This window comes from Cognatishimia activa, assembly GCF_026016445.1.
In the GTDB taxonomy this organism is placed as follows: Bacteria; Pseudomonadota; Alphaproteobacteria; order Rhodobacterales; family Rhodobacteraceae; genus Cognatishimia; species Cognatishimia activa_B.
In genome coordinates this window covers 1,149,450-1,174,625 of record NZ_CP096147.1, presented here as the reverse complement: position 1 = coordinate 1,174,625, position 25,176 = coordinate 1,149,450, and the positions used below count along the sequence as shown (strand labels likewise).

Below are 25,176 nucleotides of genomic sequence, written 5' to 3'. Positions count from 1 at the left end.
GAGAGCCCCTTATTCGTTTCGATATTCCAAGACCTACTGCGGCAAGCGATCAAAGGCTGCTGTAAAACCCGTCAAAGACATATCAAAGTTGAAGACCTGATCCGGTGCGCGAACGGACGCTAGGGCGACAGCTGCTTTACCGCCCTTCTTGTAGCCGTTCACATCTTCTTCGGTCAGACCAACGCGCGCGACACAGCCATCGGGCAGGCAGAATGCAAATGGATAGCGTTTCCCAAGTGCGCCATCGATTGAGATGGTCAGTTGAGAGGTCAAAAGCGTACCCAGTGGGGCAACGATTGTGCCACCAGCAAAAACCTGAGATTGGTTGGATACACGGAAGAGCGAAACTTCGATTGCAGGGCTGCCGTCATCGTTCAAAAGCAGCTGTGTCATCTCACAGCGTTCTTGCCCATCAAGCTCCTGACAATTCACTTTCCAATCGCCAAATGTCTCGCTTTTCACTTCTGGCACAACCGGTTGACCTGTCGCCAAATCGGTGGCCGGCGCAGGTGCCTCTGCCTGAGTTGCAGGCGCTTCATCCTGAGCAAAAGTGGCTGTCGGCACAGCAATCGCAGCAGCCAGAGCAAATGTTTTCAAAGTGTCGAGCATAGTGCCCCCAGTGTTTCAAATCTCCCAAGCGCATATCATGCCCAAGAAAGAGTGTCAGTTTTCAATTTGTGAAATTCGACTCTGATCTGCGGGTTTTCGCCCATACCAGAATTCAGCGTATTCGCATTAAAAAGAAAAAGGGGCCGATGGCCCCTTTTTGTCTTTTTTCTCCCCGTCGGACTGGCCGACTTATTTTATGAAATGGACGCTAAGATGAATCTCCGTGCTGGTCAACGGTGAATAGACAATTTTTCTTCACAAATAAGGATAGTTGGGACTTCAGACCTTAAAATCCCGTCGAAACAGCGATTTACGTTGAATTTGCTCGGTAGTTTGGCACTGTGAAGACCAATATTTTGCGTCAATCTCACTCAGATTGGTGCTCCTGTGAATAGTAGAGGTCAGATCGTGGACAGTTCAGCAGAAAACTCCATCTTTTTGGGCGGCGGTGGCGAAGACTATGCCACACAACAATTTCTGAATTTGAAATATGCCAATCGTCACGGGTTGATCGCTGGTGCCACAGGGACTGGTAAGACTGTAACCCTGCAGATCATGGCCGAGGGTTTTGCCAATGCTGGCGTGCCGGTCTTTATGGCGGATGTGAAAGGCGACCTTTCTGGCCTCGCGGCTGCAGGAAGCGCTGATTTCAAACTGCATGAGGCTTTCACCAGCCGTGCCGAAAAGATCGGATACTCAGATTACCTCTACGAAGACTTCCCGGTGACATTCTGGGATCTCTTTGGCGAGAAGGGCCATCCCATCAGAACAACAGTTTCCGAAATGGGGCCTCTCTTGATTTCGCGTCTGCTGGAACTGTCAGAAGCGCAGGAAGGTATCCTGAACATTGCGTTCCGGTTGGCTGACGAAGAGGGGCTTCCACTGCTTGATCTGAAAGATCTGCAGGCCTTGCTGGTTTGGCTTGGCGAAAGCCGCAAAGACCTGTCGCTGAGATACGGCAATATTTCAGTGCAATCTATTGGCGCCATTCAGCGCCGTCTGATGGTGCTTGAGAACCAGGGCGCAGCAGGCTTCTTTGGTGAGCCTGCCTTGGAGTTGAGCGATCTCATCCGCACAGATAAAAACGGGCGAGGGCAAGTGAATATTCTGGCTGCGGACAAGCTCATGGCCTCTCCAAGGCTACATGCGACTTTCCTCCTGTGGCTGCTGAGTGAGCTGTTCGAAGACCTGCCAGAAGTCGGAGACCCAGATAAACCAAAACTGGTCTTCTTCTTTGACGAGGCACACCTCTTGTTTGAAGACGCGCCAAAGGCGTTGGTCGACAAGGTAGAGCAGGTGGCCCGCCTGATCCGATCCAAGGGTGTGGGGGTCTACTTCATCACCCAGAACCCGGCTGATGTGCCTGAGGACATTCTCGGCCAGCTTGGTAACCGCATCCAACACGCCCTAAGAGCGTTTACGGCCAAAGACCGCAAAAATCTGCGTCTCGCAGCAGAAACCTATCGCGACAATCCGCGCTTCTCAACCGAAGAGGCCATTCGCGATGTTGGCGTCGGCGAGGCGGTGACATCGACGCTTCTGAAAAAAGGTGTGCCCAGCATTGTTGAGCGTACATTGATCAGACCTCCGTCATCACAACTGGGGCCAATCTCTGATAAACTGCGTAAAGAAGTGATCAATGCCAGTGACTTAGACGAAAAATATGGCGCAAAGGTTGATCGCCGATCCGCCTTTGAAATTCTAAAGTCCCGTGCCGAACAGGCAGCGAAAGAGGCAGAACGTTTGGAAGCGGAAGAAGAGGAAATGTCTGTCGCGGCACGCGAATATTCATCTGCACGACGATATAGTGGTTCCCGCGTTGGTCGCTCATCCAGCCGCAACACAGGCCGACGCTCATCACAGAAAAGCTTTGGCGAAAAGATGACCAAAATGGTGGTCAAAGAGCTAACCGGCACAACAGGCCGCAAAATTGTACGGGGAATCCTTGGTGGTCTTTTCAAAGGCCGCTGAGGAGGGGAAAAACCTGCATTTGGCTCCGGCGGTAGGGATCGAACCTACGACCAATTGATTAACAGTCAACTGCTCTACCGCTGAGCTACGCCGGAACAAATGCGTAGGTATTTATGTTGGCTCCGGCGGTAGGGATCGAACCTACGACCAATTGATTAACAGTCAACTGCTCTACCGCTGAGCTACGCCGGAACAACGAGGGATCGTATATAGGGCGATTTTTTCGGCGTCCAGAGGGGCTGTTACATTTTTTTCGTTTTCGCGTGAATTTTTTACACCAACTCAAATGTGGCATTTATTTCAAAGGCTTGCTGAGGGAGCACGAGGCCTCGACCATAGAGATCAACAAGATGCGCAAGCACATTGCGTTGTGCCGCTGGCAAGAGTTTTGGGTTCACATCATGATAGATCGTCTGCGCAAGCCCTACGGCATCCGCCGGAGATAGCCTCAACTGCGCTAGAATCTCTGCCTCACGGGATCGGCGGTGGGTGATCAACCACTGCAATCTTGCATTCGGCTCAGTGATTGCCGCGCCGTGACCAGAATAAAATACCCGCCAGTTTTCCTGCGCGAGCCGTTCACAGGACGCCATGAAATCAGTGAGGTCGCCATCGGGCGGCGATACGAGGGAGCTGGCCCAACCCATAATGTGATCACCGGTAAAACAGGCATCCTCCATAGCCAGAGAAATGTGGTTCCCCATGTGGCCAGGCGTATGAATCACCTTAAGTGCGCGATCTTCAGCCGCAATGACCTCACCATCACTGACCAATCGATCCGGCGAGAAGTCTGCATCCACACCTTCGCCTCCACCAATCTCTCCGGTCTTGGCCAGCTCCGCCATCGCCGCACTGCGTCCGCTTAAGGAATCACCAAAGGAAATAATCTCGGCTCCTGTCTTTTCTTTTAGAGGCTTTGCCAAAGGGGAGTGATCTTTGTGGCTATGGGTCACCACGATCTGAGAAATGCTCTGGCCGGGCTCCAGGGCTTTCAAAATAGCCTGCAAATGCTCAACACTGTCAGGGCCAGGATCAATGACCGTGATGTCTTTTTCACCAAGCAAATATGTGTTCGTGCCCCAATAGGTCATTGGAGATGGGTTGGGCGCCAAAATCACCCGGAGCCCACGTTCCAACACGATAGCTTCGCCAACCTTTGGCGGCTTTTCGTCGATCTGCTCTGACATCCTGTTTCCTTCCGGGCGCATTCACGGCTAGGTTTAGCGCATGAACTTTACTTGGCTCAAACAATACGTGCCGCGTGGGCTCTATGGTCGCGCCGCTTTGATCTTGATCTTACCGGTTGTTACATTGCAACTGGTTGTTTCAGTTGTCTTTATTCAACGCCACTTTGAAGGCGTGACCTCCCAGATGACCCGGTCATTATCCAATGAATTGAGGCTTGTTTTTAGAGAGATTGACGCTGCACCTTCGCAGGTGGCTGCTTTGGAGGCGGTGGAAGATATCCTGATGGATCTTGAAATCAGCATATCCTTCACTGAAACAACCGAATTGGATTCGCAAAGACGCTGGTATGACTTCTCAGGCACCGTAGTCACGCGGGTTCTGATGGACGAACTGCCGCAGGTGACGGCCATTCAGCTACCCGATGACAGAGATACAAGGGTTCTGGCCGACTCTCGATTTGGCCCCATTCTCATTGATTTCAGGCGCGCGAGAGTTTCGGCAACAAACCCTCACCAATTGCTTGTGAATATGGTGTTTTTCGGCGGCCTGATGACATTGATTGCGTTTGTATATCTACGTAATCAATTACGCCCAATTACAAGGCTCGCAGCAGCCGCAGAAGCCTTTGGGCGCGGTCGAAACGTCCCATACACTCCGGGCGGCGCGCTGGAAGTGCGCGCAGCAGGTGGAGCTTTTCTGGATATGCGCGCACGTATCGAACGCCAGATCGAACAGCGCACATTGTTGCTGTCAGGTGTGAGCCACGACCTACGGACACCATTGACGCGCATGAGGCTAGGGCTTTCGTTTCTGGAAGAGGAAGACCGCAAGCCTCTGGAGCGCGATGTTGATGACATGCAGCATATGCTGGACGAATTCCTGAGCTTTGCCCGTGGCGCCAGTGAAGTCAGCCCAGAAGAAGTCGATTTCTGCCCATTTTTCAATGATATCGCTAAGGGTTTTTCATCTTCTGCTGGAAGCGTGGTGGTGATGAATTGCAATATCTCGCGGCCTCTTATGCTTAAGAAGATGGTGATGAAACGCGCGATCGAAAATCTGATCAACAACGCGCTTCGTTACGGAGAAACGGTGCAGCTGAGCGCCATTCAGATGAAGCGCTCTGTCATCATTCGCATCGAGGACAATGGCCCTGGGATACCAGAAGAGCAACGCGAGGAGGCGCTGAAACCCTTCAGTCGCCTCGAACCTGCGCGCAATCAGGATAAGGGCAGTGGGGTCGGACTGGGTCTTTCCATTGCAGCAGACGCTGCACGTGCCCATGGCGGGGTTCTGCGTCTTGAGAAAAGCGATACTCTGGGAGGTTTGCAAGCCGATATCGTGATTGCGATTTAGAGCGCGATTCTAATTAGATAACGGCGGAAGATGATGATTTGGTAGGCCCGGCAGGACTTGAACCCGCAACCAAAGCGTTATGAGCGCTCTGCTCTAACCAATTGAGCTACAGGCCCACCGTGAGGGCTAGTGCTAGCACAACCGCAAGGCGGGTCAAGCGGAATTGGTGATGAAATCGATGCCTTTTGCTCCGCAAGCGTTGCCCTTTGAGCCCCCATGGTTTAGGGGCTTCGCAACAGCGACTAGGAGACCCCGATGAGCGACGGCAAGAACGGCATTACCTATGCGGACGCAGGTGTAGATATTGATGCTGGCAACGAGTTGGTTGAGCGCATCAAACCAGCGGCGAAACGGACCACACGTTCTGGTGTGATGGCGGGTTTGGGCGGTTTTGGAGCTCTGTTTGATCTGAAAGATGCAGGCTACAAAGACCCAATTCTGGTTGCCGCAACTGATGGTGTTGGCACCAAACTGCGGATCGCGATTGATACAGGTAACGTTGATGGCGTTGGTATCGATCTGGTGGCGATGTGTGTGAACGATCTGGTCTGTCAGGGCGCTGAGCCTCTGTTTTTCCCAGACTATTTCGCGACCGGAAAACTGGAAACAGAAACAGCCGCGCGGATCATCGAAGGTATCGCGGAAGGCTGCTACCAGTCTGGCTGCGCGTTGATTGGTGGTGAAACCGCAGAAATGCCAGGCATGTATGAAGCGGGTGATTTTGACCTCGCAGGCTTCTCTGTTGGTGCGATGGAACGCGGTGCGGATCTGCCTGCAGGTGTGAAAGAGGGCGACGTTCTGATCGGCCTTGCCTCAAACGGTATTCACTCCAATGGGTACTCTTTGGTGCGCAAGCTTGTCGAAGTCTCCGGTCTTAAGTGGGAAGACGATTGCCCTTGGGAAGATGGCACACTTGGCGCGTCACTTCTGAAGCCGACTCGTCTTTATGTGAAGCAAGCACTGGAAGCCGTGCGGGCAGGGGGCGTGCATGCGCTTGCGCATATCACTGGCGGTGGTCTGACTGAGAACCTGCCACGCGTTCTGCCAGAGGGCTTGGGTGCAGATATCGATCTGAACGCCTGGGAACTTCCTGCGGTTTTCCAATGGCTCTGCAAGACAGGCGGCATGGATCAGGCAGAGGCTCTGAAGACCTTCAACTGCGGCGTTGGCATGATCCTGTCTGTTGAAGCAGATCAAGCAGAAGCGCTGACAGCGCTGCTGACAGACGCAGGTGAAACAGTTTACCAGCTGGGTTCTGTCACTCAGGGCGAGGGCGTGCGCTACACGGGCTCCCTGCTGTGAAGAAACGGATTGCGATCTTCATTTCTGGCGGCGGATCAAACATGGTCCGCCTCGTGGAAGATATGCTGACAGGCGATCATGCGGCGGAACCGGTATTGGTTTTGGCGAATGACGCCGATGCCGGCGGGTTGAAGAAAGCAGCGGAACTGGGCGTACCGACGGCTTCGGTCGATCATCGGCCGTTCAAAGGCGACCGCGAAGCATTCCAGGCTGCGTTGAATGAACAGCTTGATGCAGCCAATCCTGATATCCTGTGCCTTGCAGGATTTATGCGGGTTCTGACAGAGAGCTTTGTGGCCCCATGGGAAGGGCGGATGCTGAACATCCATCCATCGCTTTTGCCAAAATACAAAGGCCTGCATACGCACGCACGTGCGCTGGAGGCAGGTGACAAAGAACACGGATGCACCGTGCATCTGGTCACGCCAAAGCTGGATGATGGCCCAATATTGGGGCAGGCAAAAGTCCCAGTACTAGAAGATGATACGCCAGAAAGCCTGGCTGCACGGGTTCTGGTGCAGGAACATAAACTCTATCCAGCGGTGCTTCGTCGCTTTGCAGCAGGCAACACAGACCTCGTTACACTTTGATCTGCGCAATCATAGGCGGCAGCTGCGTTGCAATTCAGTAAAATTGCACGTAAGCCTATGACAAGGGCAATCAACAACTAAGAACGAAGACAGCCGCTTCATGAAAACACTGACAACGACGGACGAACTGGCGCAATTCTGTGAACAAGCGCGCCGGCATCCCTATGTCACGATCGACACTGAATTCCTGCGCGAGCGGACCTATTATTCCAAACTCTGCCTTGTGCAACTGGCCTATCCGGGCGAGGGCGATGAAAACGCCGTTCTGGTCGATCCACTTGTAGATGGTCTGTCTCTCGAACCGCTTTACGATCTCTTCCGCGACACCAATGTTGTGAAGGTTTTCCACGCGGCGCGTCAGGATCTGGAAATCTTCTTCATCGAAGCAGGTGTCTTCCCAGACCCATTGTTTGATACGCAAGTCGCCGCGATGGTCTGCGGCTTTGGCGAGCAAGTAGGTTATGAAACTCTTGTGCGTAAGATTGCCAAACAAGGTCTTGATAAGTCTAGCAGATTCACAGATTGGTCACGCCGACCTCTGACAGATGCTCAGAAGAAATACGCATTAGGTGATGTGACCCACCTGCGCAAAATCTATGAGTTCCTTGCAGAGAAACTAGAAGAGACAGGCCGTGCGCGCTGGGTGAAAGAAGAGCTGCAGGTTCTGACCTCACCAGACACCTATATCATGGAACCGAACAATGCTTGGCAGCGGGTCAAAACACGAACCACAACACCAAAATTCCTTGCTGTAGTGCGCGAACTTGCGAAGTTTCGCGAGACACATGCGCAGACCCGCAACATCCCGCGGAACCGTGTTTTCAAAGATGACGCGCTGATTGAGCTGGCTTCAACCAAACCAGTGACCCAGACGGACCTGGGGCGTTCACGACTTCTGCTGCGCGAAGCACGTAAGGGCGATATTGCCGATGGAATATTGAAAGCCATCAAGGCGGGAGTTGAATGCCCGCCCGCTGACATGCCACGTGTGAAAAAAGCACGCGACAATCAGCAAGTGAATCCTGCTTTAGCAGATTTGCTACGAGTCTTGCTGAAGTCGAAAACCGAATCTTCTGGTGTGGCCAGCAAACTGATTGCAACCGCAGCAGAACTCGACGCGATTGCCTCCGGCGAGCGCGATGTCCCGTCCTTGTCTGGCTGGCGTCGAGAAGTCTTTGGCGAAGACGCATTGCGCCTGTGTGACGGTCAGATTGCACTGTCTGCCAAAGGCAGCAATATCAAGATTGTAAATCTGCGCTAGTTTTAGCGGCGACGCACCTGCATTGCGTTGCCTTCACCCACGATACGGATCGTGCGCACGCCTTCCAAATCTTGGAAGGTACGGAAGCGCGCGATGTTGATTTCACGAGAGCGTTCAGGGCCTTGACGATACCCGGCGGGCTGAATGGCCTCAAGATTGTAGGTCAGTACACCATCCACAGGCAGCTCATCATCATTTTCAGGCGTCAGACGGGCCTCAAAGGCGCCCTGTGTCTGTGCGGTGCCCAAAACACGGATGATAGCCCCGCCAGAAACACGTTCGATTTTTACGTCGCTAATCGTGAGCACTGCGGTGCCCGCATAGACTTCTGGACCGCGCTCAAAAATGCTCTGACGCTTTTGCGGGATCAGCGGATTGATCTCTTCTTGTGGCACTTCAACACGTTCTGCGCGGCCAAACCAGTTCAATGGGTTCAATCGCGATTCTGCGACGCGCCCACAGCTGGTAAGTGCAATGGAAGAAACCAACAGTATCCCAAGTGTCTTGCGCATCATCTGCCCCAATTTGCCCTGCCAATGAGTTAGCGCATTGGTCACGCTTTGAAAAGCCGCAAGGCGGGTCTGGACCTTTTTGCTGTGGCGAACTAGGTCAAAGACACCACCATGAGGATGAGCAGATGGCCACCGAAGCGTTTGAAGAGATCGTAGAAGATTTTGAATTCCTAGAGGACTGGGAAGACCGCTATCGCTATGTGATCGAGCAGGGTAAAGCGATGGAGCCCCTTGATGAGGTCCTAAAGGTACCTGCCACCAAAGTGGATGGCTGCGCCAGTCAGGTTTGGCTGCATCCAAAGATCGAGGGCGGCGTGTTCACCTTTGATGGCGACAGTGACGCGATGATTGTGCGCGGTCTGATCGCCGTATTGCGCAAACTCTATAACGGGTTGGCGGTGGCTGATGTATTGAAGGTCGATGCACGTGCGGAAATGGAGCGTCTCGGTTTGAACGAACACCTCTCATCGCAGCGCTCTAATGGGCTGCGCGCTATGATCGAGCGTGTGCGTCTGGTTGCTGCTGGAGGCTGATTGGCGCTTTGCGCCATGCCTGCGGCGCGAGTATTTTTGCAAAGAAGAATAAACTAGTTAGTGCTTCGATAGTGGTGCAGCACATAGAGGCGGATGGCGCTGGCAAGTCCGGCATCTAAATCACGATCCGCATCAATTTGAGCCGCTAGAACGTTGATAGGAAGCTGTTTTTCAGCAGCGATTTCTTTGAAAGCGATCCAGAATTCATCCTCTAAAGAAACGCTGGTGCGGTGACCTTTGAGTGTCAATGAGCGTTTGACGGGACGGCTCATGTCTCGTCTCGCTTAGCCCCATCAAGGCGGCGCTTTTCAATTTCGTTGAGTTTTTTCTCTGCGTCTTTCTGAGCCTTGGTGCGCCCGTACTTCGCAGCGTTTTGATCAGCGCGGGCTTTTTTCTCAGCCCGCGCTTTTTCCTTTCGAAACCGGTTCAGATTGACCGGTTCAGACATCAGTCTTTTGGACCAATCATCTGTTCAGGGCGCACAACCGCATCAAAGGTTGCCTCGTCCACAAACCCAAGCGCGATGGCTTCTTCTTTCAAAGTGGTGCCGTTCTTATGGGCGGTCTTCGCAACCTTAGTGGCGTTGTCATAACCAATGGTTGGCGCAAGCGCTGTCACCAGCATCAGCGACTCTTTCATAAGCTTGTCGATGCGTGGTTCATTGGCTTGGATGCCGTTCAGCATGCGTTCGGTGAAGCTATCCGCGACATCACCCAAGAGCTGCATCGATTGTAGCAGGTTGTAGGACATCATTGGATTGTAGACGTTGAGTTCAAAGTGACCCTGAGAACCAGCGAAGGTCATTGCAGCATTGTTGCCCATGACGTGGGCAGCAACCTGTGTCATCGCCTCGGCCTGCGTTGGGTTCACCTTGCCCGGCATGATGGATGAGCCAGGCTCGTTTTCAGGCAGGATCAGCTCGCCCAGACCGGAACGTGGGCCAGAGCCCAGGAAGCGGATGTCATTGGCGATTTTATACATAGAGCCTGCAACAGTTGCCAAAGCGCCAGACATAAAGACCATGGCGTCATGTGCCGCCAATGCTTCGAACTTGTTTGGTGCAGTTACAAATGGCAGCCCGGTGATTTCAGCCATATTGGCCGCGACTTTTTCGCCCCAGCCATGCTGAGTGTTCAGGCCAGTACCAACCGCAGTACCACCTTGCGCCAGCTCATATATGCCGGGCAGGGCGGCCTCGACGCGGGCAATGCCCTGACGGATTTGGTGCGCGTAGCCACCGAATTCCTGGCCCAAGGTCAGAGGCGTCGCATCTTGTGTGTGGGTCCGGCCAATTTTGATGATGTCTTTGAACTCATCAGACTTAGCTTCCAGGCCTTCTGCCAGTTTCGTCAAACCCGGCAGCAGCACATCACGCACAGTCATCGCAGCGGCAATGTGCATCGCGGTTGGGAAGGTATCGTTGGAAGACTGCCCCATGTTGCAGTGATCATTTGGGTGCACTGGATCTTTGGAGCCAATCACGCCGCCAAGGATTTCAATCGCGCGGTTCGCGATGACTTCGTTGGAGTTCATGTTGGACTGCGTACCAGACCCTGTCTGCCAAACCACCAGCGGGAAATTGTCGTCAAACTTGCCTTCAAAAACTTCGCCCGCCGCCTGAATGATCGCATCACCAATCTTCGCGTCCAGCTTACCGCTTTCTTTGTTGGCCATCGCGCAGGCCTGTTTAATCACACCCAACGCGCGCACAATGGCGACAGGTTGTTTTTCCCAACCAATTGGGAAGTTCATGATCGAACGCTGTGTTTGCGCGCCCCAGTATTTTTCGGAAGGAACTTCCAGTGGGCCAAAGCTGTCGGTTTCGGTACGGGTGTCGGTCATCGGATCCTCCGGAAACTTGAGTTAGCCAATGTCTTAACGTCGAATCCGTAAGATGCAATACTGTATACCGTTGAATACCAACCGATTGCGTTAACATTGGCCAAACAACTGAGTTTAGATCAAACCGTTATCAAATCAGTGCCTCGAGCGAACCGTTCACAGACGGCAATTCCACAACGTGAAAGGACAATCCGAGAATAGGGCAACAATCAATTTTTGCGGAAGCTATCGAGGCTCACCACATCAGCGTCTTTTTTCTCAGGTTCGGCAATCTCAGCGATTTCAGCGATATCCTCGACGATGGAAGGCTCTGGTGCCTCTTCCTCATCCTCTTCCGCTTCCTGCGTTTCAAAACGCAAACCAAACTCTACTGAGGGATCTACAAAGGTTTTGATCGCGTCATATGGGATATAGAGCGGCTCAGGAGCATCTCCGAAATTCAGCGTAACCGCAAAGCCCTCATCGGTGACAGTCAGATTGTCAAACCAGTGTTGCATCACAACGGTCATCTCACCTGGATAGCGATCTGAGAGCCAATCCGCGATTTCCACATCAGGATGCTGTGTATCGAAGGTAATGAAGAAATGGTGCTCACCGGGCAAACCATTGTCACGAACATTCTCCAGAACTTCCTGGATAAGGCCTCGCATCGCTCGATGCATCAGGTTTCCGTAATCAATCGTTGCGGTCATGTTGAACCCTATTTCCTCGCTTCAATCACAGCATAAAAGATTCGTTCCGAAACGAAAGCGGCCTCGCTAAGAATTCATCATACAAACGACAACAAGATGCCGCAGGTTGCTGAGATTGCTAAAACCAAAGGCAGGTTCATCTTGCGCCACAACAAAAGAGCACCTGCAAGTGCAAGTAAGATCACAGCTGAGAAGTCAATGCTGTGGAAAACCGGTATCAATCCTATGTCTGTAGCCACGGTTTCAGAGAAGAGCACATGCAGCGCAAACCAGAGTGACAAGTTCAGGATGACACCTACAACAGCCGCAGTGATGGCGTCCAAGGCACCTTTCAGTCGGGGTTGTGACAGCAGCTGTTCGACGTAGGGAGCTGCTGCAAAAATCCAAAGAAAACAGGGGATAAAGGTGCACCAAAGTGTAAGCGCTCCTGCGGCAATCATCAGGCCAGCACCACCTTCTTTGTAGCCTGCCAGCAGGCCAACAAATTCAGTGACCAGAATAAGTGGTCCTGGAGTAGTTTCAGCCAGACCAAGCGCATCAATCATTTCGCCAGCGCTGATCCAGCCAAAGTCAAAACTGACGGTTTGCGTCATATAGGCCAGAACCGCATAGGCCCCGCCAAAGGTCACCACGGCCAGTTTGCTGAAAAATAAGGCGATCTCGGTGAGAAACGTGTGATTGATTGCGGCCACCAGAACCACCGGCGCTGCCCAAAGTGCAGACCACAGCACAACTGTCTGTATCGTGTTGCTATGGCTGATAGGGCTCGCTGAAGAGATCCGGGGTGTATCTTCCTCATGAGGTTTCGCCAAGACTGCACCGACTGCGGCGGCGAGTGCAATGATCAAAGGAAATGGAAGCTGCAACACGTAAATTGCAAAGAAAGCGAATACGGCAAGTACCCAGGCGAAGTTCGACTTCAGAGCTTTCTTGGAAACTTTCAGCAAAGCCTGCAGAACAACAATAACAACAGCGGCCTTCACACCAATAAATGCTGCCTGAACAATGGGTAAAGTGCCATAACTGATGTACGCGGCCGCCAGTGTCAAAATCACCAGCGCACCCGGGACCACAAATAGAGCTCCTGCAAGAATTCCGCCCCACAGGCCTTTCAATCGCCACCCCGCATAGGTCGCGAGTTGCATGGCTTCAGGACCGGGCAGCAACATGCAGAAAGAAAGCGCCCCAAGAAACTGCTTCTCCGTTAACCACGGGCGGTCATCCACAAGCTCCTTATGCATCAGAGCAATCTGAGCGGCGGGCCCACCAAAGGACAACAATCCGATGCGCCCGAAGACGCGCCACAAGTCAGCAAAATTTGGGGACATTACTGATCTCCGCTCGAGTGGGGTCCGTGCCCTTCATCAAAGGCATCTCTCGCCCAACGATACAGCGCATCGTAGATCAAAAATCCAGCCTGCATTTGCGCGTTGTCGTCTTTTTTCAACCGAGACAAACCTGCGCTGATGGCTAGAAGCCCTGCCGCCTGAGGGGCCAATGCGTGCTGGTTGGTGTCTGCTGCGCGCACAACGATGGCTAGCCGGTCGAGGGCAGGGTGGCTGAGACCAAACTTCCTGATCATCATATCAAAGCTGCACTTGTCGCCTTCATGGGTCCAATCCCCTTCGGGCATATCAAAGGCGATTGCGCCAAACCGCGCTGCAACGTCATTCACTTCTGTTGGTGGCACGAACAGAAATTCTGCCTCTGGATCGACAAATCTGCGGATCAACCAAGGGCAGGCAATACGATCGATTTTGGGCCGATGCCGCGTCACCCAGCGCGAGGTAATCTGATCCAGCGTTGAGATTGGGATCGCTGGCAGGCTGGCTGCCTCCCAAGCGACGGCGCCGCCTTCGAGCACTTCAGCATGGATACCCTTGGCCCGCAGCCAAGCCGCAGTTCCAGCGCTCAGCTTTTTGCCTTTGTGGCAAATAATGACAGCGGACCGCCCTCGCAGGCGATCCTCCAAATTATCAAGATCCTCATAGCGATGGCGAAAGGAAGAGGGCACCGCAAACGGGATCTCGGCGATATCTTCTTCGATGCGCACGTCCACAATGACTGGGCAGCCATCGGTCCCGATCAAACGCATAAGGGTCTTGGGGGAAATCTCATTGAAACCAGACATATTGCACCCGTTGTTTTTGTGACAAGGATGCGATCATTCAGCCTGAGCCTCACGGGGACATCGCACTCCCCATGTCTTAATGGGTTACATAGCGACGCTGCCCCGTCAAGCTTAACTCAAAGTCCCACCGGTCAGGCAAATCGCCAAAGATTGCTCCGGCAATTGGCCAAGTTGTTCAAACATGCCCATGAAATCAAAGCAATTATAAGCTTCGGTGAATTTACCGTCTTTCACACGCACGCTCACTTGCCCAAGCACCACAATTGGTGCGGAACTAACCGTCGAACGCGCCGTGACCTTATAAAGCGACTGAATCCACTCTTCGTTTTCTGTGCTGTTCACAAGCTCGACATTCAGGTCTTCCACAAGCGCCAAAACCAAAGGCACAAAGTCCCGATAGTCCTGCGGACCAAGGCGCATTTCGGGCAGCAACCCCTTGGCTTCCGCATCATCAGAGAAGAACTCATCAATCGCGTCCAGATCCGCATCGATCCAAACCCGTTGGAACCAGCTCTCCAGCAATTCGACCTTATCTGTCATTACAGGCATCCCACTAATTTAAATTAGCGGAAGAAATGACATAAAATTCTGGCCATTCCGTTAACGAAAGAAGAGTGGGAAATGTAGGTTTCTGTTGCCAGGTACCTACGAACCCCGCCAAGGGCAGCTAGCCCAGGGACTTAAGTTTCAGTATCTCCGACTGCTTACGCAGCCATTGCTACTGGAGCACGATTGTCATTTGCAATTGTACAGTTTTCGCCGGTAACGGTGGCAGACAGCCGAGACAAAGCTAACCCCTTTAGACGTTCGTCGATCCTATTTCGTCCCCGCTCTTCTGATGAACAACCCCAAATGAAGGAAGCCGCCAGAGTGTTTGGTGGAGACGCCGGGTACCGCCCCCGGGTCCGATCCGCTTATTGCGAGCGCATTTATGTCCATAGTCCCGAAGGACGGTTAAGATTTAGGCCTTGGCGCGGTGCTTTGCAAGGGATGGAATGGGATTTCCACAAGATTTCACAAGCGCTTGCATAATCAGTTAAAAGCGCTTTTGAATAGGCAAAAGGCTTCGCAGAACGGAGTCGCAAATACCACTGATCCGACACTGGGGACCACGCCATGGCCTATGACAACGACAATATCTTTGCGAAGATTCTGCGCGGAGAGATCCCGAGCGAGAAACTCTATGAAGATGATGACACCTATGTCTTTATGGACATCATGCCGCGTGTGGACGGTCACTGCCTTGTCATCCCCAAAACGCCTGCACGGAATATGCTGGATGCAACGCCTGAGCAATTGGCGGCCTGCTTGAAAACAGCCCAGAAAATGTCCCATGCCGTCATGAAAGCCTTTGACGCGGATGGCATTACTTTCCAGCAATTCAATGAAGCCGCGGGTGGGCAAGAAGTTTTCCATTTGCACTACCATATTCTGCCACGCCACGAGGGCACGCCACTACGCGCGCCGGGTCAGATGGCGGATTTTGGTGTTTTGAAAGAGCAGGCGGAGAAAATAAGAGCCGCGCTCTGAAGCCACGAGGAGTGAATAAATTAGAACACTATTTCTTCTGATCGCTGTTGCAACGATTTCTGTTTATGCAACGCTCTTTTGGGTAGCGCTAAGCGAAACCGCAACCGATGAAGAGTTTCTCTTAGCGACGACTTCACATTACTTTGAAGAAATGTCTGAGCGGGGGCTGGTTCAATTTATTGAATACAGTGATTGCCGAGTTGAAGTAAGTTCTGAGCGTGAACTGTATGAAGGTGTAGAGCGGAACGGTATATGTGAAGCGAGTATAGGCAGCCATGAATTTCGATATGTAGCTAAACTTGGTGCAACGGCAAATTTCGTGGACGCGACTTTCGAGAAAATCAATAATCAGAAATGAAGGCCTGTTGAATGAACCTAGATTCTAGTTATGTACGCAGCCAGTTCCCCGTTTTTGAACAAGCGGAACTTGACGGCCAGTCCTTCTTTGAAAACGCCGGTGGTTCTTACACAGCCCGCCCGGTCATCGACCGGCTGACACGCTACTACACGCAGCGTAAAGTTCAGCCCTATGGTCCTTATGATGCCAGTCGTTTAGCGGGTGAAGAAATGGATGAAGCCCGCGCGCGGATGGCGGCTTGGATGGGGCTTGATACGGATGAAGTCAGTTTTGGGCCGTCAACAACTCAAAATACATATGTTCTCGCGCAGGCTTTCAGAAAATGGCTCTCTCCCGGTGATTCCATCATTGTCACCAATCAGGATCACGAGGCCAACACAGGACCTTGGCGGCGGCTGGAAGAGGACGGGATCAAAGTACGAGAATGGCAAATTGACCCCGACACAGGGCACCTCAATCCAGATGATCTGACCAACTTGCTGGATGATACAGTGCGGCTGGTGTGTTTTCCGCATTGCTCTAACGTGGTTGGTGAGATCAACCCCGTAGTCGAAATCACCTCTTTGGCACATGCGGCAGGGGCCTTTGTTTGCGTGGACGGGGTCAGCTATGCGCCGCACGGCATTCCAAATGTCGGTGCTCTGGGCGCTGATATTTATCTCTTCTCGGCCTATAAGGTTTATGGACCCCACCAAGGCGTGATGGCGATCCGGCGGAATCTGGGGCAAATCCTTCCGAACCAGGCGCATTTCTTCAATGCCGATAGTCTCTATAAACGCTTTACACCAGCAGGACCGGACCATGCGCAGATTGCGGCGAGCGCTGGTATGATCGATTATTTCGATGACCTCGCGGCCCATCATGGGATATCAGGCGGCCCGGTCCAAAAGGGGGAAGCAGTACATGATCTGCTGCGCGCGCACGAAACAAAGCTGCTGCAACCCATGCTCGATTTCCTGAATAGCAAAAACAGCATTCGTGTATTGGGGCCAAGCAATGCAGAAGAGCGCGCGCCAACGGTCGCGCTGGCCTGTCAGGCTGACCCGCATGCCTTGGCTGAGAAGTTGGCAGAGCGTGGCATCATGGCCAGCGCGGGGGATTTCTATGCGGTGCGTGCCCTACAAGCGCAAAACGTACAGCCTTTTCCAGGGGTCTTACGGCTGAGTTTTGTGCATTACACAGAACAAGCGGACATCGACAAGTTGCTGACCGCCTTAGACGATCTGCTCTAAAACTCAGGCCCAGCGTGACACCTCGCGCCTATTGCAAATTGAACGCTCTGCCCGTTAATCTATCACAGAGGTAGAAACGCAGGTTACGGATGCCAACAGCAGCAAAGCTCATGTCAGCCATTGCGCTTGGATTGCTCGCGATTGTCGTGTCAGAGCAGGTGAAGCCCCTGCTGCCTGAAGGCACGGATTTTGGGTATTTCTCATTGGTGAACGCGGGCTTCGCTGCCTATGTGGGTTGGAAGCTCATAGGCAAACGCGCTGGACGCGGGGTGGCGCAGAGCATCAACAATGGGCTCACAGGAATGCTGGCCATGTTGCTGCTGGTCCTTTTCGCGCACTCATTCTGGATCATGTATGAAAACTCGCGAAAACTGCGCTACGGCAGTGTATCTGAGGCGATCCAGGATATCTTTTCGATGATGACTGAATATGGCTTGCTTTTGCTGCAGGTTAACATCATCACAACTTTGCTGGGCGGCGCTGTCTTCTGCGGCCTGCTGGCAGAAGCCACCTCCCGACGCTGGAGATAGAATTGTCAACATTGTTTTTCTACGGAACGCTCCGGCACAAACCTTTGCTGGAGATCGTCTTAGGGCGTGGCTTGAACGAAGACGACGTTATCGCCGGCATTGCCGAGGGGTATACAGCGCGCGCCGTCAAAGGTGCTGATTTCCCGGTGATTGTGTTTGGAGGTCGGGGTGCGCCAGGGTTTGTGGTGAAAAACCTAACCGAAGAAGAAGTCGCTCGGCTGAATTTCTATGAAGGCGGCTTTGATTATTCACTGACTCCAATTGACATCAAAACCGATACAGGGGCTATGACAGCCCATGTCTATTTCCCGATGCCCGATCAACTGCATGCGGCAGGGCCCTGGGATTTTGATAAATGGGTAGAAAGCTGGTCAGAGCTGACCTGCCTCGCAGCGCAGGAGGCCATGAGCTATTTTGGTGAGAAATCACACGAAGAACTTGACTTTATGTTCCCTAGCATTCGCGCACGGGCTGCGTCTAAAATCGCTGCGCAACGCGAAAATCATGCGTTAAGTCCAAGTCGGTTCACGCGAGATGATGTGGTGGCATCCTCAATTGATCGCAAGCACGCAGGCTTCTTTACGCTTGAAGAACATACGGTTACACACCGATCTTATCGTGGGCACACAGTTGAAAACGTGAAGCGCGAAGTCTTTGTTGGGTCAGATGCATCGCTGCTATTGCCCTATGATGCAAAACGTGATCGCGTTTTGTTGGTCGAGCAATTCAGAACCGGCCCATGGGCGCGGGGTGATCAAGCGCCATGGATGCTTGAGCCGATCGCAGGGCGCATTGATCCGGGCGAAACAGCTGAGGGGGCCGCTCTGCGTGAGGCAGAAGAAGAGGCCAATATCACCGTTTCGAAATTGCATTCGATTGCAAAGGTCTACGCGTCTCCGGGCTGTAACACCGAGTTTTTTCATATCTTTGTGGGCGAAGCTGACCTGCCAGATGACATCACCGGTGTCGCCGGGCTTGATACCGAAGCCGAAGATATCAAGTCATATCTCTTCAGCTTTGATGAACTCATGGAGATGGTAGATCGCTATCAAGCAGCCAATGCTCCATTGGTTTTGGCAGCACTTTGGTTGGCGCGACGTCGCGACGCGATACGGGCTTCGACTTGAGTTCCCAACGCCAGCCACTTAGACATGCCTAGTGTAGTTTCAGATCGACTCGAAAGGCGCACCGATGCGTAACCCTCAGAATCTAGCCGACGCCATTGGCAACACCCCATTGATCCGCCTGAACAAGGCAAGTGAAGAAACAGGGTGTGAGATTTGGGGCAAAGCCGAGTTCATGAACCCTGGCCAGTCTGTTAAGGACCGCGCCGCGCTTTATATCATCAAAGATGCGATCGCTCGCGGCGACCTGCGTCCGGGTGGCACAATTGTGGAAGGCACCGCAGGCAACACCGGTATCGGTCTTGCGCTGGTTGGCGCCTCCATGGGGTTCAAAACCGTGATCGTGATCCCCGAAACCCAGAGCCAGGAAAAGAAAGACATGATCCGGCTCGCGGGGGCGGAGCTCGTGCAGGTGCCAGCGGCGCCCTACAAGAACCCAAACAACTATGTCCGCTATTCTGGCCGACTGGCCGAAGAAATGGCACGCAATTCCAACGAAGGTGTGATCTGGGCGAACCAGTTTGACAACGTCGCCAACCGCCAAGCCCATATAGAGACCACTGGTCCTGAGATTTGGGAACAGACCGGCGGCAAGGTGGACGGTTTCGTTTGTGCCATTGGATCAGGGGGCACACTGGCCGGCGTTGGCGCAGCGCTTCAGCCAAAAGGTGTGAAAGTGGCACTGGCTGATCCCATGGGTTCTGGCATGTTCACCATCTATCGCGACGGCGCACCGAATGCGGAAGGTTCTTCAATCACCGAAGGCATCGGGCAGGGGCGCGTGACGGCAAACCTCGAAGGCTTCACTCCGGATATGCTGTATCAGGTCTCAGATAATGAGGCCCTGCCAGTGGTTTTTGATTTACTGCAACACGAAGGTCTATGTTTGGGCGGCTCTTCGGGCATCAACGTCGCAGGCGCGATCAAGATGGCCAAAGAAATGGGCCCAGGGCACACCATTGTGACCGTCCTATGCGACTACGGTACACGCTATCAGTCCAAATTGTTCAACCCGACCTTCCTAAAAGAAAAAGGTCTACCGGTGCCCAGCTGGCTGAATGAAGGCCCGCAAAGCATTCCGGGCGTGTTTGAAGACGTTTGAGGGATATCATGTTTAACGCATTGCGCGTTTTGGTGACGACCGTGCTGTTTCTGAGCAGCACGGTTTTTCTTTGGGCACAGAGTACAACGCCTGATTATGCAGCATGGCAAAGCGTTGCCACACGCGCCACGGAAGCCGTTGATGCGGGCAGGGCGTCAGATACCGCCCTTGAAGACCTGCGCAGTCAATTGGTGAGCTGGCGCAATACCTTTGACGAGGCGCGCAGCACCAACAGCAATGCAATCGAAATAGTCAGCGCACAGCTTGATGCGCTAGGCCCAGAACCCGAAGGCGGTGAACCAGCTGAAATTTCCACTCAGCGACAGTCCTTAACAGCTAGCCTTTCGGTTCTACGTGCACCGGTTCAAACCGCAGAGGTTGCCTATACCGAAGCGGACGGATTGATCGGAGGCGTGGATGACATTCTGCGCGAACGCCAGTCGGATGCGCTTCTGCAGCGTGGTCCGATTCCACTGAACCCGGTCTATTGGCCGGATGCCGCCGAAGAAGCGCTTGGCTCTCTTATCGGCACCTGGAATGAGATCAACTCGGCTTGGAAGAACCCAATCCAATTCGCCGAACTCAAAAAGAACGCTCCAGAAGTCATCTTCCTGCTGGCCCTGGCATTCCTGCTGTTGTCGCGAGGCCGCCGCTGGTTTGTGCGTCTGGCGCAATCAATTCAGGTTCAATCCGCCACGCTCGGTCGGTGGCTTGCAGCATCGGCAGTCTCTTTGGGCCAGATCATCCTGCCTTTGGCAGGCCTCTGGGCACTTATCTCAGCGGTCTATGCAACCGGTATGCCAGGGCTTCGCGGGGAGTTGATCCTGTCAAACCTGATGTGGGCGGGTTTTCTCTTTTTGGGGTCGATTTGGCTTGGCGCGCAAGTCTTCCCGAAGTCCATGCAGGTCGATCCATTTATTCGCCTGCCGCTTGAACAACGTATTGCTGGCCGACTCTATGCGAGCATATTGGGAGCATTGCTAGGCTTTGAGGTGCTGCTTAGCGAACTCGCGCGCTATGATACTTGGTCAGATGCCTCCAAGGCAGTGATCTATTTCCCAATTTTTGTTCTCACAGGCGTAGTTTTCTGGCGCCTTGCAGTTCTGCTGCGTCAGCACCGGACTGAAGGAGGCGATATCAACTATGGAGACCGCTTGATTGCCCTGATGGGGAGCGTGCTCTTTGGTATTGCCATCTTTGGTATCAGCATGTCCGCGATTGGCTACTTTAATGGCAGCCTCAAACTCATGATCCCAACGATCACTACACTGCAGGTTCTGGCAGTGGTGCTTGTTCTGCAACGTGTGGTGATGGCGGTTTTCTCTCTGGCGACGGGGGATGGTGAAGGGGCCAAAGACAGCCTCATTCCCGTTCTCATAGGCGTCGCTCTGGTTGTTGCGGCGATGCCGGTTCTGGCCATGGTCTGGGGCGCCCGCAGCTCTGATCTCGCAGAAGTGTGGCTTCGGCTCACGCAGGGTGTTCAAATCGGCGACACGCAATATTCGCCAACTGATTTCTTTACCTTCCTGTTGATTTTCTTTGCTGGCTTCACACTGACGCGCCTGCTGCAGGGCGCGATGAAAAATTCTATTCTACCCAAAACGAAAATGGATCGTGGTGGTCAGAATGCTGTGGTCTCTGGGCTTGGTTACGTCGGTATCTTCCTTGCGGCCCTTATAGCGATCAACGCGACAGGACTTGATCTTAGCTCCATCGCGCTTGTTGCTGGTGCGCTCTCTGTCGGCATCGGTTTTGGTTTGCAGAATGTGGTCTCTAACTTCGTCAGTGGCATCATCCTGCTGATTGAGCGCCCAGTCTCAGAAGGCGATTGGATCGAGGTTGGCGGCAATATGGGCTACGTGCGTAATATCTCGGTGCGCTCCACCCGCATCGAAACTTTCGACCGCACCGATGTGATTGTGCCTAACGCGGATCTCGTCAGCGGTACTGTGACGAACTACACGCGCGGCAACACGATTGGTCGCGTGATTGTACCCGTTGGAGTCGCTTATGGGACCGATCCACGCAAGGTCGAGAAAATTCTGCTGGAGGTCGCCAACAATCACCCAATGGTGGTCCAACATCCGGAACCCAGTGTTATTTTCCAAGGGTTCGGTGCGAGTTCTTTAGATTTTGAAATTCGTGCCATCTTACGCGATGTGAACTGGGTCCTGAGCGTGAAGTCAGAGTTGAACTTCGCCATCGCAGAACGTTTCATGGCGGAAGGCATCGAGATTCCATTCCCGCAGACAGATATCTGGCTGCGCAACCCGGAGGCTCTGCCGGGCCATGGCCAGAAGCCAAAAGACAAGGATCAGGAGAGCGTTGAATGACCGACCCGCTGTTTCGCGAAGACCCATATCTGCGAGAAACCACTGGCTATGTCGAAGCCCACACGCCAGAAGGCGGCATCATTCTGGATGCCAGCATTTTCTATCCAACAGGCGGCGGTCAACCTGGCGATAGCGGCAACCTGATCTGGGATACAGGAACCTTAGCGATAGCCACGGCCGTCAAAGCAGATGGCGACAAAATTGCGCTTGTGCCTGCGGAACCGGCCGCCTTGCCACCGGTTGGCGCTAAGGTCATCCAACAACTCGACTGGGAGCGCCGCCATCGCCATATGCGCGTTCACACAGCTCTGCACCTGCTGTCGGTGGTCATCCCATTGCCGGTCACTGGTGGCTCGATCAGCGCTGAGAAAGGTCGGTTGGATTTCGATATGCCCGAAGCGCCGGAAGACAAAGAACTGCTGCAGTCCCAACTCAATGAGCTGATCTCACAGGACTATACAGTGGCTGAGGATTGGATCACTGATGCGGAACTGGATGCCAACCCAGGTCTTGTGAAAACCATGTCGGTGCGCCCACCCAGTGGCGCAGGTCGCGTCAGATTGGTTCGGATCGGGCAGGGTGACGATCAGATTGATCTCCAACCCTGCGGTGGCACCCATGTTGCACGCACAAGTGAGATTGGTTCGATACGGATTGGCAAGATTGAGAAGAAAGGGCGTCAGAACAGACGGGTGAATATCTTCCTGAACGATTGACGTCAGATTTTCGTTTCCCGTATTTAAGGCGCCTTATGGCAAACGGCTTCGATGTTGTTGCCGTCCGGGTCTAATACAAAAGCCCCATAATAATGCGCATGATAGTGCGTTCTGAGACCGGGGCCGCCATTATCGCTGCCACCTGCAACCAACGCCGCTTCATAAAAAGCATCAACTTGCGCCCTGTTTTCAGCTGAAAACGCAAAGTGCAGCGGCTGCGGTTTTACATTGCATTCATTGATCCAAAACCCTGCGCGGTCTTTGCCAAAACCACCAACTTTGACACCGCCTGTTTGCTCTAGGGGTACTCGAAATACAAATGAATGACCCAAGGGTTTCAGACAGTGTTCGTAGAACGCCTTCGATCTTTCGAAGTCGCTGACGTTAATTCCAAAATGATCAATCACGGACAGTTCCTTTTGCGTCAGAGTCAACTGAGCGCGCGCAAAACACAAGCGGAAGGGCATGATGTGGATTTTTGGGATAATGGCGGAGAGACAGGGATTCGAACCCTGGAGACGGTTTCCCGCCTACACACTTTCCAGGCGTGCGCCTTCGACCACTCGGCCACCTCTCCGTGAGGCGGTGTTTACTCAAAAGGCCGGGGGAGGTGCAAGGGGCAAATGTCATATTCTTGAAAAGAATTTTTCATCTTGCCAAATTTCGAGATTTCAACCGCAATATCAAAGGGATGTGCGCCCAACCAGATCGGTTGGACGCACAGGTATTTAGCCGCGGGTCATGGCATCTAAGATGCGCGCCCAGCTGCGAATGCCTTTGTGGAAGCTTTCGACGTCATATTTCTCGTTTGGTGAATGGATTTGATCATCGTCCTTCGCAAACCCAATGAGCATCGCGTCCGTGCCCAGAATGTTTTTGAAGTGACCGGCGATTGGAATCGATCCACCACAGCCAGCGAAAGCAGCAGCCTCTGGCCATTCATCTGAGAGAGCTGACCGGGCCTGTTCAAACGCCGGATGATCGGTCGCCATGACAGAGCCTTTGGAATTGCCGTGGCCTTTGTATTCCACGGTGCAATCTGCTGGCAGGCAGCTTTTAACATAGGCGCGGAAGCTTTCGCGGATTGTATGCGGATCCTGATCGCCGACGAGGCGGAAGCTGATCTTGGCGGATGCCTCTGCTGGAAGAACCGTTTTGAAGCCCTCACCTGTATAACCACCGGTGATGCCATTCACTTCGCAGGTTGGACGAGACCAGATCATTTCCAGCGGAGTGAAACCTTTTTCACCCGCAGGTTCGGAAAGATCGACGTCACCCAAGAAGGCTTTGTGGTCAAAGTTCAGCGCTTTCCATTGAGCCGCGAGATCCGCTGGCATCTCAGGAACACCGTCGTAGAAATCCGGAACCGTAACGCGACCCGTCTCATCGTGAAGACCTGCGATGATTTTGGTGAGAACGCGGATTGGGTTCATCGCGACGCCACCGAACATGCCAGAGTGAAGGTCTTTATTGGCCGCTTTGATTGTCAGCTCTTCGCCGAGCAATCCGCGAAGCGATGTGATGATCGCTGGGGTTTTGGATTGAAAGAGGCCGGTGTCACAGATCAAAGCGATGTCTGATTTCAGCTCTTCCGCATTGTCTTTCATGAAAGGCACCAATGATGGTGAGCCGCTTTCCTCTTCGCCTTCAAAGAAGAAGGTGATCTTGCAGGGCAGGGAGCCATGTTCCGCTTTCCAGGCGCGGCAGGCTTCAACAAAGGTCATCAGCTGGCCTTTGTCGTCAGAGGAACCGCGACCACGGATAACCGGGCCGTTTGCGGTGTCTTCAATGGCAGGGGCGAATGGGTCATTATCCCAGAGTTCCAAAGGATCAACCGGCTGCACATCGTAGTGGCCATAAAACAGAACATGCGGACCATCGCCTTCGACGTGACCAACGACCATCGGGTGGCCAGGGGTCGCGCGTTTCTCTGCATCGATTCCGATGGATTTCAGATCAGCAACCAGCCAGTCCGCAGCCTTTTCACATTCGGCCTTGTAAGCCGGGTCGGTAGAGATCGACTGGATTCGCAGAATATCAAGCAGGCGATCGGTGGCGGCGGGCATCTCGGCGTCGATACGAGACAGTACGTTTTCCAGAGTCATGTCGTTTCTTTCAGGAGGATCATGATGATTTTCGGAAACCTATCAGCCTTATCCGCACTGTCCAGAACCCTTGATATGGATCAAAGTGTCGCGAGAGGTGAAATGTATTCTGGTCACAAAGGAAATCGCGCATTATATCCAGCATCTAATCAAACCTCGTCA

25 protein-coding genes, 4 tRNA genes and 1 other RNA gene are annotated in these 25,176 nt (G+C 53.2%); 13 read left to right on the top strand and 17 right to left on the bottom strand.

Annotated features, from left to right (window positions below; genetic code table 11):
• Positions 1-33: 33 nt before the first annotated feature.
• Positions 34-609 (bottom strand): invasion associated locus B family protein, encoded by a 576-nt coding sequence (locus tag M0D42_RS05725; protein WP_265020632.1) that lies wholly within the window; start codon positions 607-609, stop codon positions 34-36.
• 408 nt (positions 610-1,017) lie between these two features.
• On the opposite strand from M0D42_RS05725, the gene M0D42_RS05720 reads away from it, so the two are divergent.
• Complete coding sequence (locus M0D42_RS05720) at positions 1,018-2,580, top strand: DUF853 domain-containing protein (RefSeq protein ID WP_265020631.1); 1,563 nt, start codon at positions 1,018-1,020, stop codon at positions 2,578-2,580.
• A gap of 20 nt (positions 2,581-2,600) precedes the next feature.
• Here the strand turns inward: M0D42_RS05720 and M0D42_RS05715 are convergent.
• From M0D42_RS05715 to M0D42_RS05705, 3 genes are all read right to left on the bottom strand, one after another.
• Positions 2,601-2,675: transfer RNA gene (locus tag M0D42_RS05715), tRNA-Asn, on the bottom strand.
• A 22-nt stretch (positions 2,676-2,697) separates the two neighbouring features.
• A tRNA-Asn gene (locus M0D42_RS05710) sits at positions 2,698-2,772 on the bottom strand.
• Positions 2,773-2,852: 80 nt separating this feature from the next.
• Positions 2,853-3,767, bottom strand: coding sequence for an MBL fold metallo-hydrolase (locus M0D42_RS05705; RefSeq protein WP_265020630.1), 915 nt, complete (start codon positions 3,765-3,767; stop codon positions 2,853-2,855).
• Between the two features lie 40 nt (positions 3,768-3,807).
• Here M0D42_RS05705 and M0D42_RS05700 point away from each other — a divergent pair, with 40 nt between their 5' ends.
• Positions 3,808-5,121, top strand: a complete 1,314-nt coding sequence (locus M0D42_RS05700; protein ID WP_265020629.1) for an ATP-binding protein — start codon at positions 3,808-3,810, stop codon at positions 5,119-5,121.
• A gap of 39 nt (positions 5,122-5,160) precedes the next feature.
• On the opposite strand, the gene M0D42_RS05695 is transcribed toward M0D42_RS05700, so the two are convergent.
• A tRNA-Ile gene (locus tag M0D42_RS05695) sits at positions 5,161-5,237 on the bottom strand.
• A 139-nt stretch (positions 5,238-5,376) separates the two neighbouring features.
• On the opposite strand from M0D42_RS05695, the gene purM reads away from it, so the two are divergent.
• From purM to rnd, 3 genes are all read left to right on the top strand, one after another.
• Positions 5,377-6,423 carry a phosphoribosylformylglycinamidine cyclo-ligase gene (purM, locus tag M0D42_RS05690; protein ID WP_265020628.1) on the top strand — a complete coding sequence of 349 codons (1,047 nt, stop codon included), beginning with the start codon at positions 5,377-5,379 and terminating at the stop codon, positions 6,421-6,423.
• Positions 6,420-7,013 (top strand): phosphoribosylglycinamide formyltransferase, encoded by a 594-nt coding sequence (purN, locus tag M0D42_RS05685; protein ID WP_265020627.1) that lies wholly within the window; start codon positions 6,420-6,422, stop codon positions 7,011-7,013. The genes purM and purN overlap by 4 nt, the downstream gene beginning before the upstream one ends.
• A gap of 100 nt (positions 7,014-7,113) precedes the next feature.
• On the top strand, positions 7,114-8,274 hold the full coding sequence (gene rnd, locus M0D42_RS05680; RefSeq protein WP_265020626.1) for a ribonuclease D: 1,161 nt from the start codon (positions 7,114-7,116) through the stop codon (positions 8,272-8,274).
• 2 nt (positions 8,275-8,276) lie between these two features.
• Here rnd and M0D42_RS05675 read toward each other — a convergent pair whose 3' ends face one another.
• Complete coding sequence (locus M0D42_RS05675) at positions 8,277-8,786, bottom strand: hypothetical protein (RefSeq protein ID WP_265020625.1); 510 nt, start codon at positions 8,784-8,786, stop codon at positions 8,277-8,279.
• A 125-nt stretch (positions 8,787-8,911) separates the two neighbouring features.
• On the opposite strand from M0D42_RS05675, the gene M0D42_RS05670 reads away from it, so the two are divergent.
• Positions 8,912-9,319 (top strand): SufE family protein, encoded by a 408-nt coding sequence (locus M0D42_RS05670; protein WP_265020624.1) that lies wholly within the window; start codon positions 8,912-8,914, stop codon positions 9,317-9,319.
• 53 nt (positions 9,320-9,372) lie between these two features.
• On the opposite strand, the gene M0D42_RS05665 is transcribed toward M0D42_RS05670, so the two are convergent.
• From M0D42_RS05665 to ssrA, 8 genes are all read right to left on the bottom strand, one after another.
• Positions 9,373-9,591, bottom strand: a complete 219-nt coding sequence (locus M0D42_RS05665) for a ribbon-helix-helix domain-containing protein (protein WP_265020623.1) — start codon at positions 9,589-9,591, stop codon at positions 9,373-9,375.
• Entirely contained in the window at positions 9,588-9,767 is a 180-nt protein-coding gene (locus M0D42_RS05660) for a DUF4169 family protein (RefSeq protein WP_265020622.1), read from the bottom strand. Before M0D42_RS05660 ends, M0D42_RS05665 begins: the two co-directional genes overlap by 4 nt.
• Complete coding sequence (gene fumC, locus M0D42_RS05655; RefSeq protein WP_265020621.1) at positions 9,767-11,161, bottom strand: class II fumarate hydratase; 1,395 nt, start codon at positions 11,159-11,161, stop codon at positions 9,767-9,769. The genes M0D42_RS05660 and fumC overlap by 1 nt, the downstream gene beginning before the upstream one ends.
• A 209-nt stretch (positions 11,162-11,370) precedes the next feature.
• A complete protein-coding gene (locus M0D42_RS05650; RefSeq protein ID WP_265020620.1) occupies positions 11,371-11,853 on the bottom strand; it encodes an SspB family protein in 483 nt (160 codons plus the stop codon).
• A gap of 77 nt (positions 11,854-11,930) precedes the next feature.
• Positions 11,931-13,181, bottom strand: a complete 1,251-nt coding sequence (gene chrA / locus M0D42_RS05645) for a chromate efflux transporter (protein ID WP_265020619.1) — start codon at positions 13,179-13,181, stop codon at positions 11,931-11,933.
• Positions 13,181-13,984, bottom strand: a complete 804-nt coding sequence (locus M0D42_RS05640; protein WP_265020618.1) for a sulfurtransferase/chromate resistance protein — start codon at positions 13,982-13,984, stop codon at positions 13,181-13,183. Before M0D42_RS05640 ends, chrA begins: the two co-directional genes overlap by 1 nt.
• Before the next feature lie 111 nt (positions 13,985-14,095).
• Positions 14,096-14,524: an ester cyclase gene (locus M0D42_RS05635; RefSeq protein WP_265020617.1), complete on the bottom strand. Its 429-nt coding sequence runs from the start codon at positions 14,522-14,524 to the stop codon at positions 14,096-14,098.
• An 80-nt stretch (positions 14,525-14,604) separates the two neighbouring features.
• Positions 14,605-14,975: a transfer-messenger RNA gene (gene ssrA, locus M0D42_RS05630) on the bottom strand.
• 125 nt (positions 14,976-15,100) lie between these two features.
• Between ssrA and M0D42_RS05625 the strand changes: the two genes are divergently transcribed.
• The 7 genes from M0D42_RS05625 to M0D42_RS05595 all read left to right on the top strand — a co-directional run bounded on the left by M0D42_RS05625 (position 15,101) and on the right by M0D42_RS05595 (position 22,909).
• Complete coding sequence (locus tag M0D42_RS05625; RefSeq protein ID WP_265020616.1) at positions 15,101-15,514, top strand: HIT family protein; 414 nt, start codon at positions 15,101-15,103, stop codon at positions 15,512-15,514.
• A gap of 369 nt (positions 15,515-15,883) precedes the next feature.
• Positions 15,884-17,104, top strand: coding sequence for an aminotransferase class V-fold PLP-dependent enzyme (locus M0D42_RS05620; RefSeq protein WP_265020615.1), 1,221 nt, complete (start codon positions 15,884-15,886; stop codon positions 17,102-17,104).
• An 89-nt stretch (positions 17,105-17,193) separates the two neighbouring features.
• On the top strand, positions 17,194-17,634 hold the full coding sequence (locus M0D42_RS05615; RefSeq protein WP_265020614.1) for a TrgA family protein: 441 nt from the start codon (positions 17,194-17,196) through the stop codon (positions 17,632-17,634).
• A 2-nt stretch (positions 17,635-17,636) separates the two neighbouring features.
• Entirely contained in the window at positions 17,637-18,761 is a 1,125-nt protein-coding gene (locus tag M0D42_RS05610) for an NUDIX domain-containing protein (RefSeq protein ID WP_265020613.1), read from the top strand.
• 64 nt (positions 18,762-18,825) lie between these two features.
• The gene (locus M0D42_RS05605; protein ID WP_265020612.1) at positions 18,826-19,860 is read left to right on the top strand and encodes a cysteine synthase A; all 1,035 of its coding nucleotides are present in this window, start codon (positions 18,826-18,828) and stop codon (positions 19,858-19,860) included.
• An 8-nt stretch (positions 19,861-19,868) separates the two neighbouring features.
• Positions 19,869-22,193, top strand: coding sequence for a DUF3772 domain-containing protein (locus tag M0D42_RS05600; RefSeq protein WP_265020611.1), 2,325 nt, complete (start codon positions 19,869-19,871; stop codon positions 22,191-22,193).
• A complete protein-coding gene (locus M0D42_RS05595; RefSeq protein WP_265020610.1) occupies positions 22,190-22,909 on the top strand; it encodes an alanyl-tRNA editing protein in 720 nt (239 codons plus the stop codon). The genes M0D42_RS05600 and M0D42_RS05595 overlap by 4 nt, the downstream gene beginning before the upstream one ends.
• A 23-nt stretch (positions 22,910-22,932) precedes the next feature.
• Here the strand turns inward: M0D42_RS05595 and M0D42_RS05590 are convergent, their stop codons facing one another.
• From M0D42_RS05590 to M0D42_RS05580, 3 genes are all read right to left on the bottom strand, one after another.
• Complete coding sequence (locus M0D42_RS05590; RefSeq protein WP_265020609.1) at positions 22,933-23,316, bottom strand: VOC family protein; 384 nt, start codon at positions 23,314-23,316, stop codon at positions 22,933-22,935.
• Positions 23,317-23,396: 80 nt separating this feature from the next.
• Positions 23,397-23,486, bottom strand: a tRNA-Ser gene (locus M0D42_RS05585).
• Positions 23,487-23,637: 151 nt separating this feature from the next.
• Entirely contained in the window at positions 23,638-25,014 is a 1,377-nt protein-coding gene (locus M0D42_RS05580; RefSeq protein ID WP_265020608.1) for a M20/M25/M40 family metallo-hydrolase, read from the bottom strand.
• Positions 25,015-25,176: the final 162 nt, after the last annotated feature.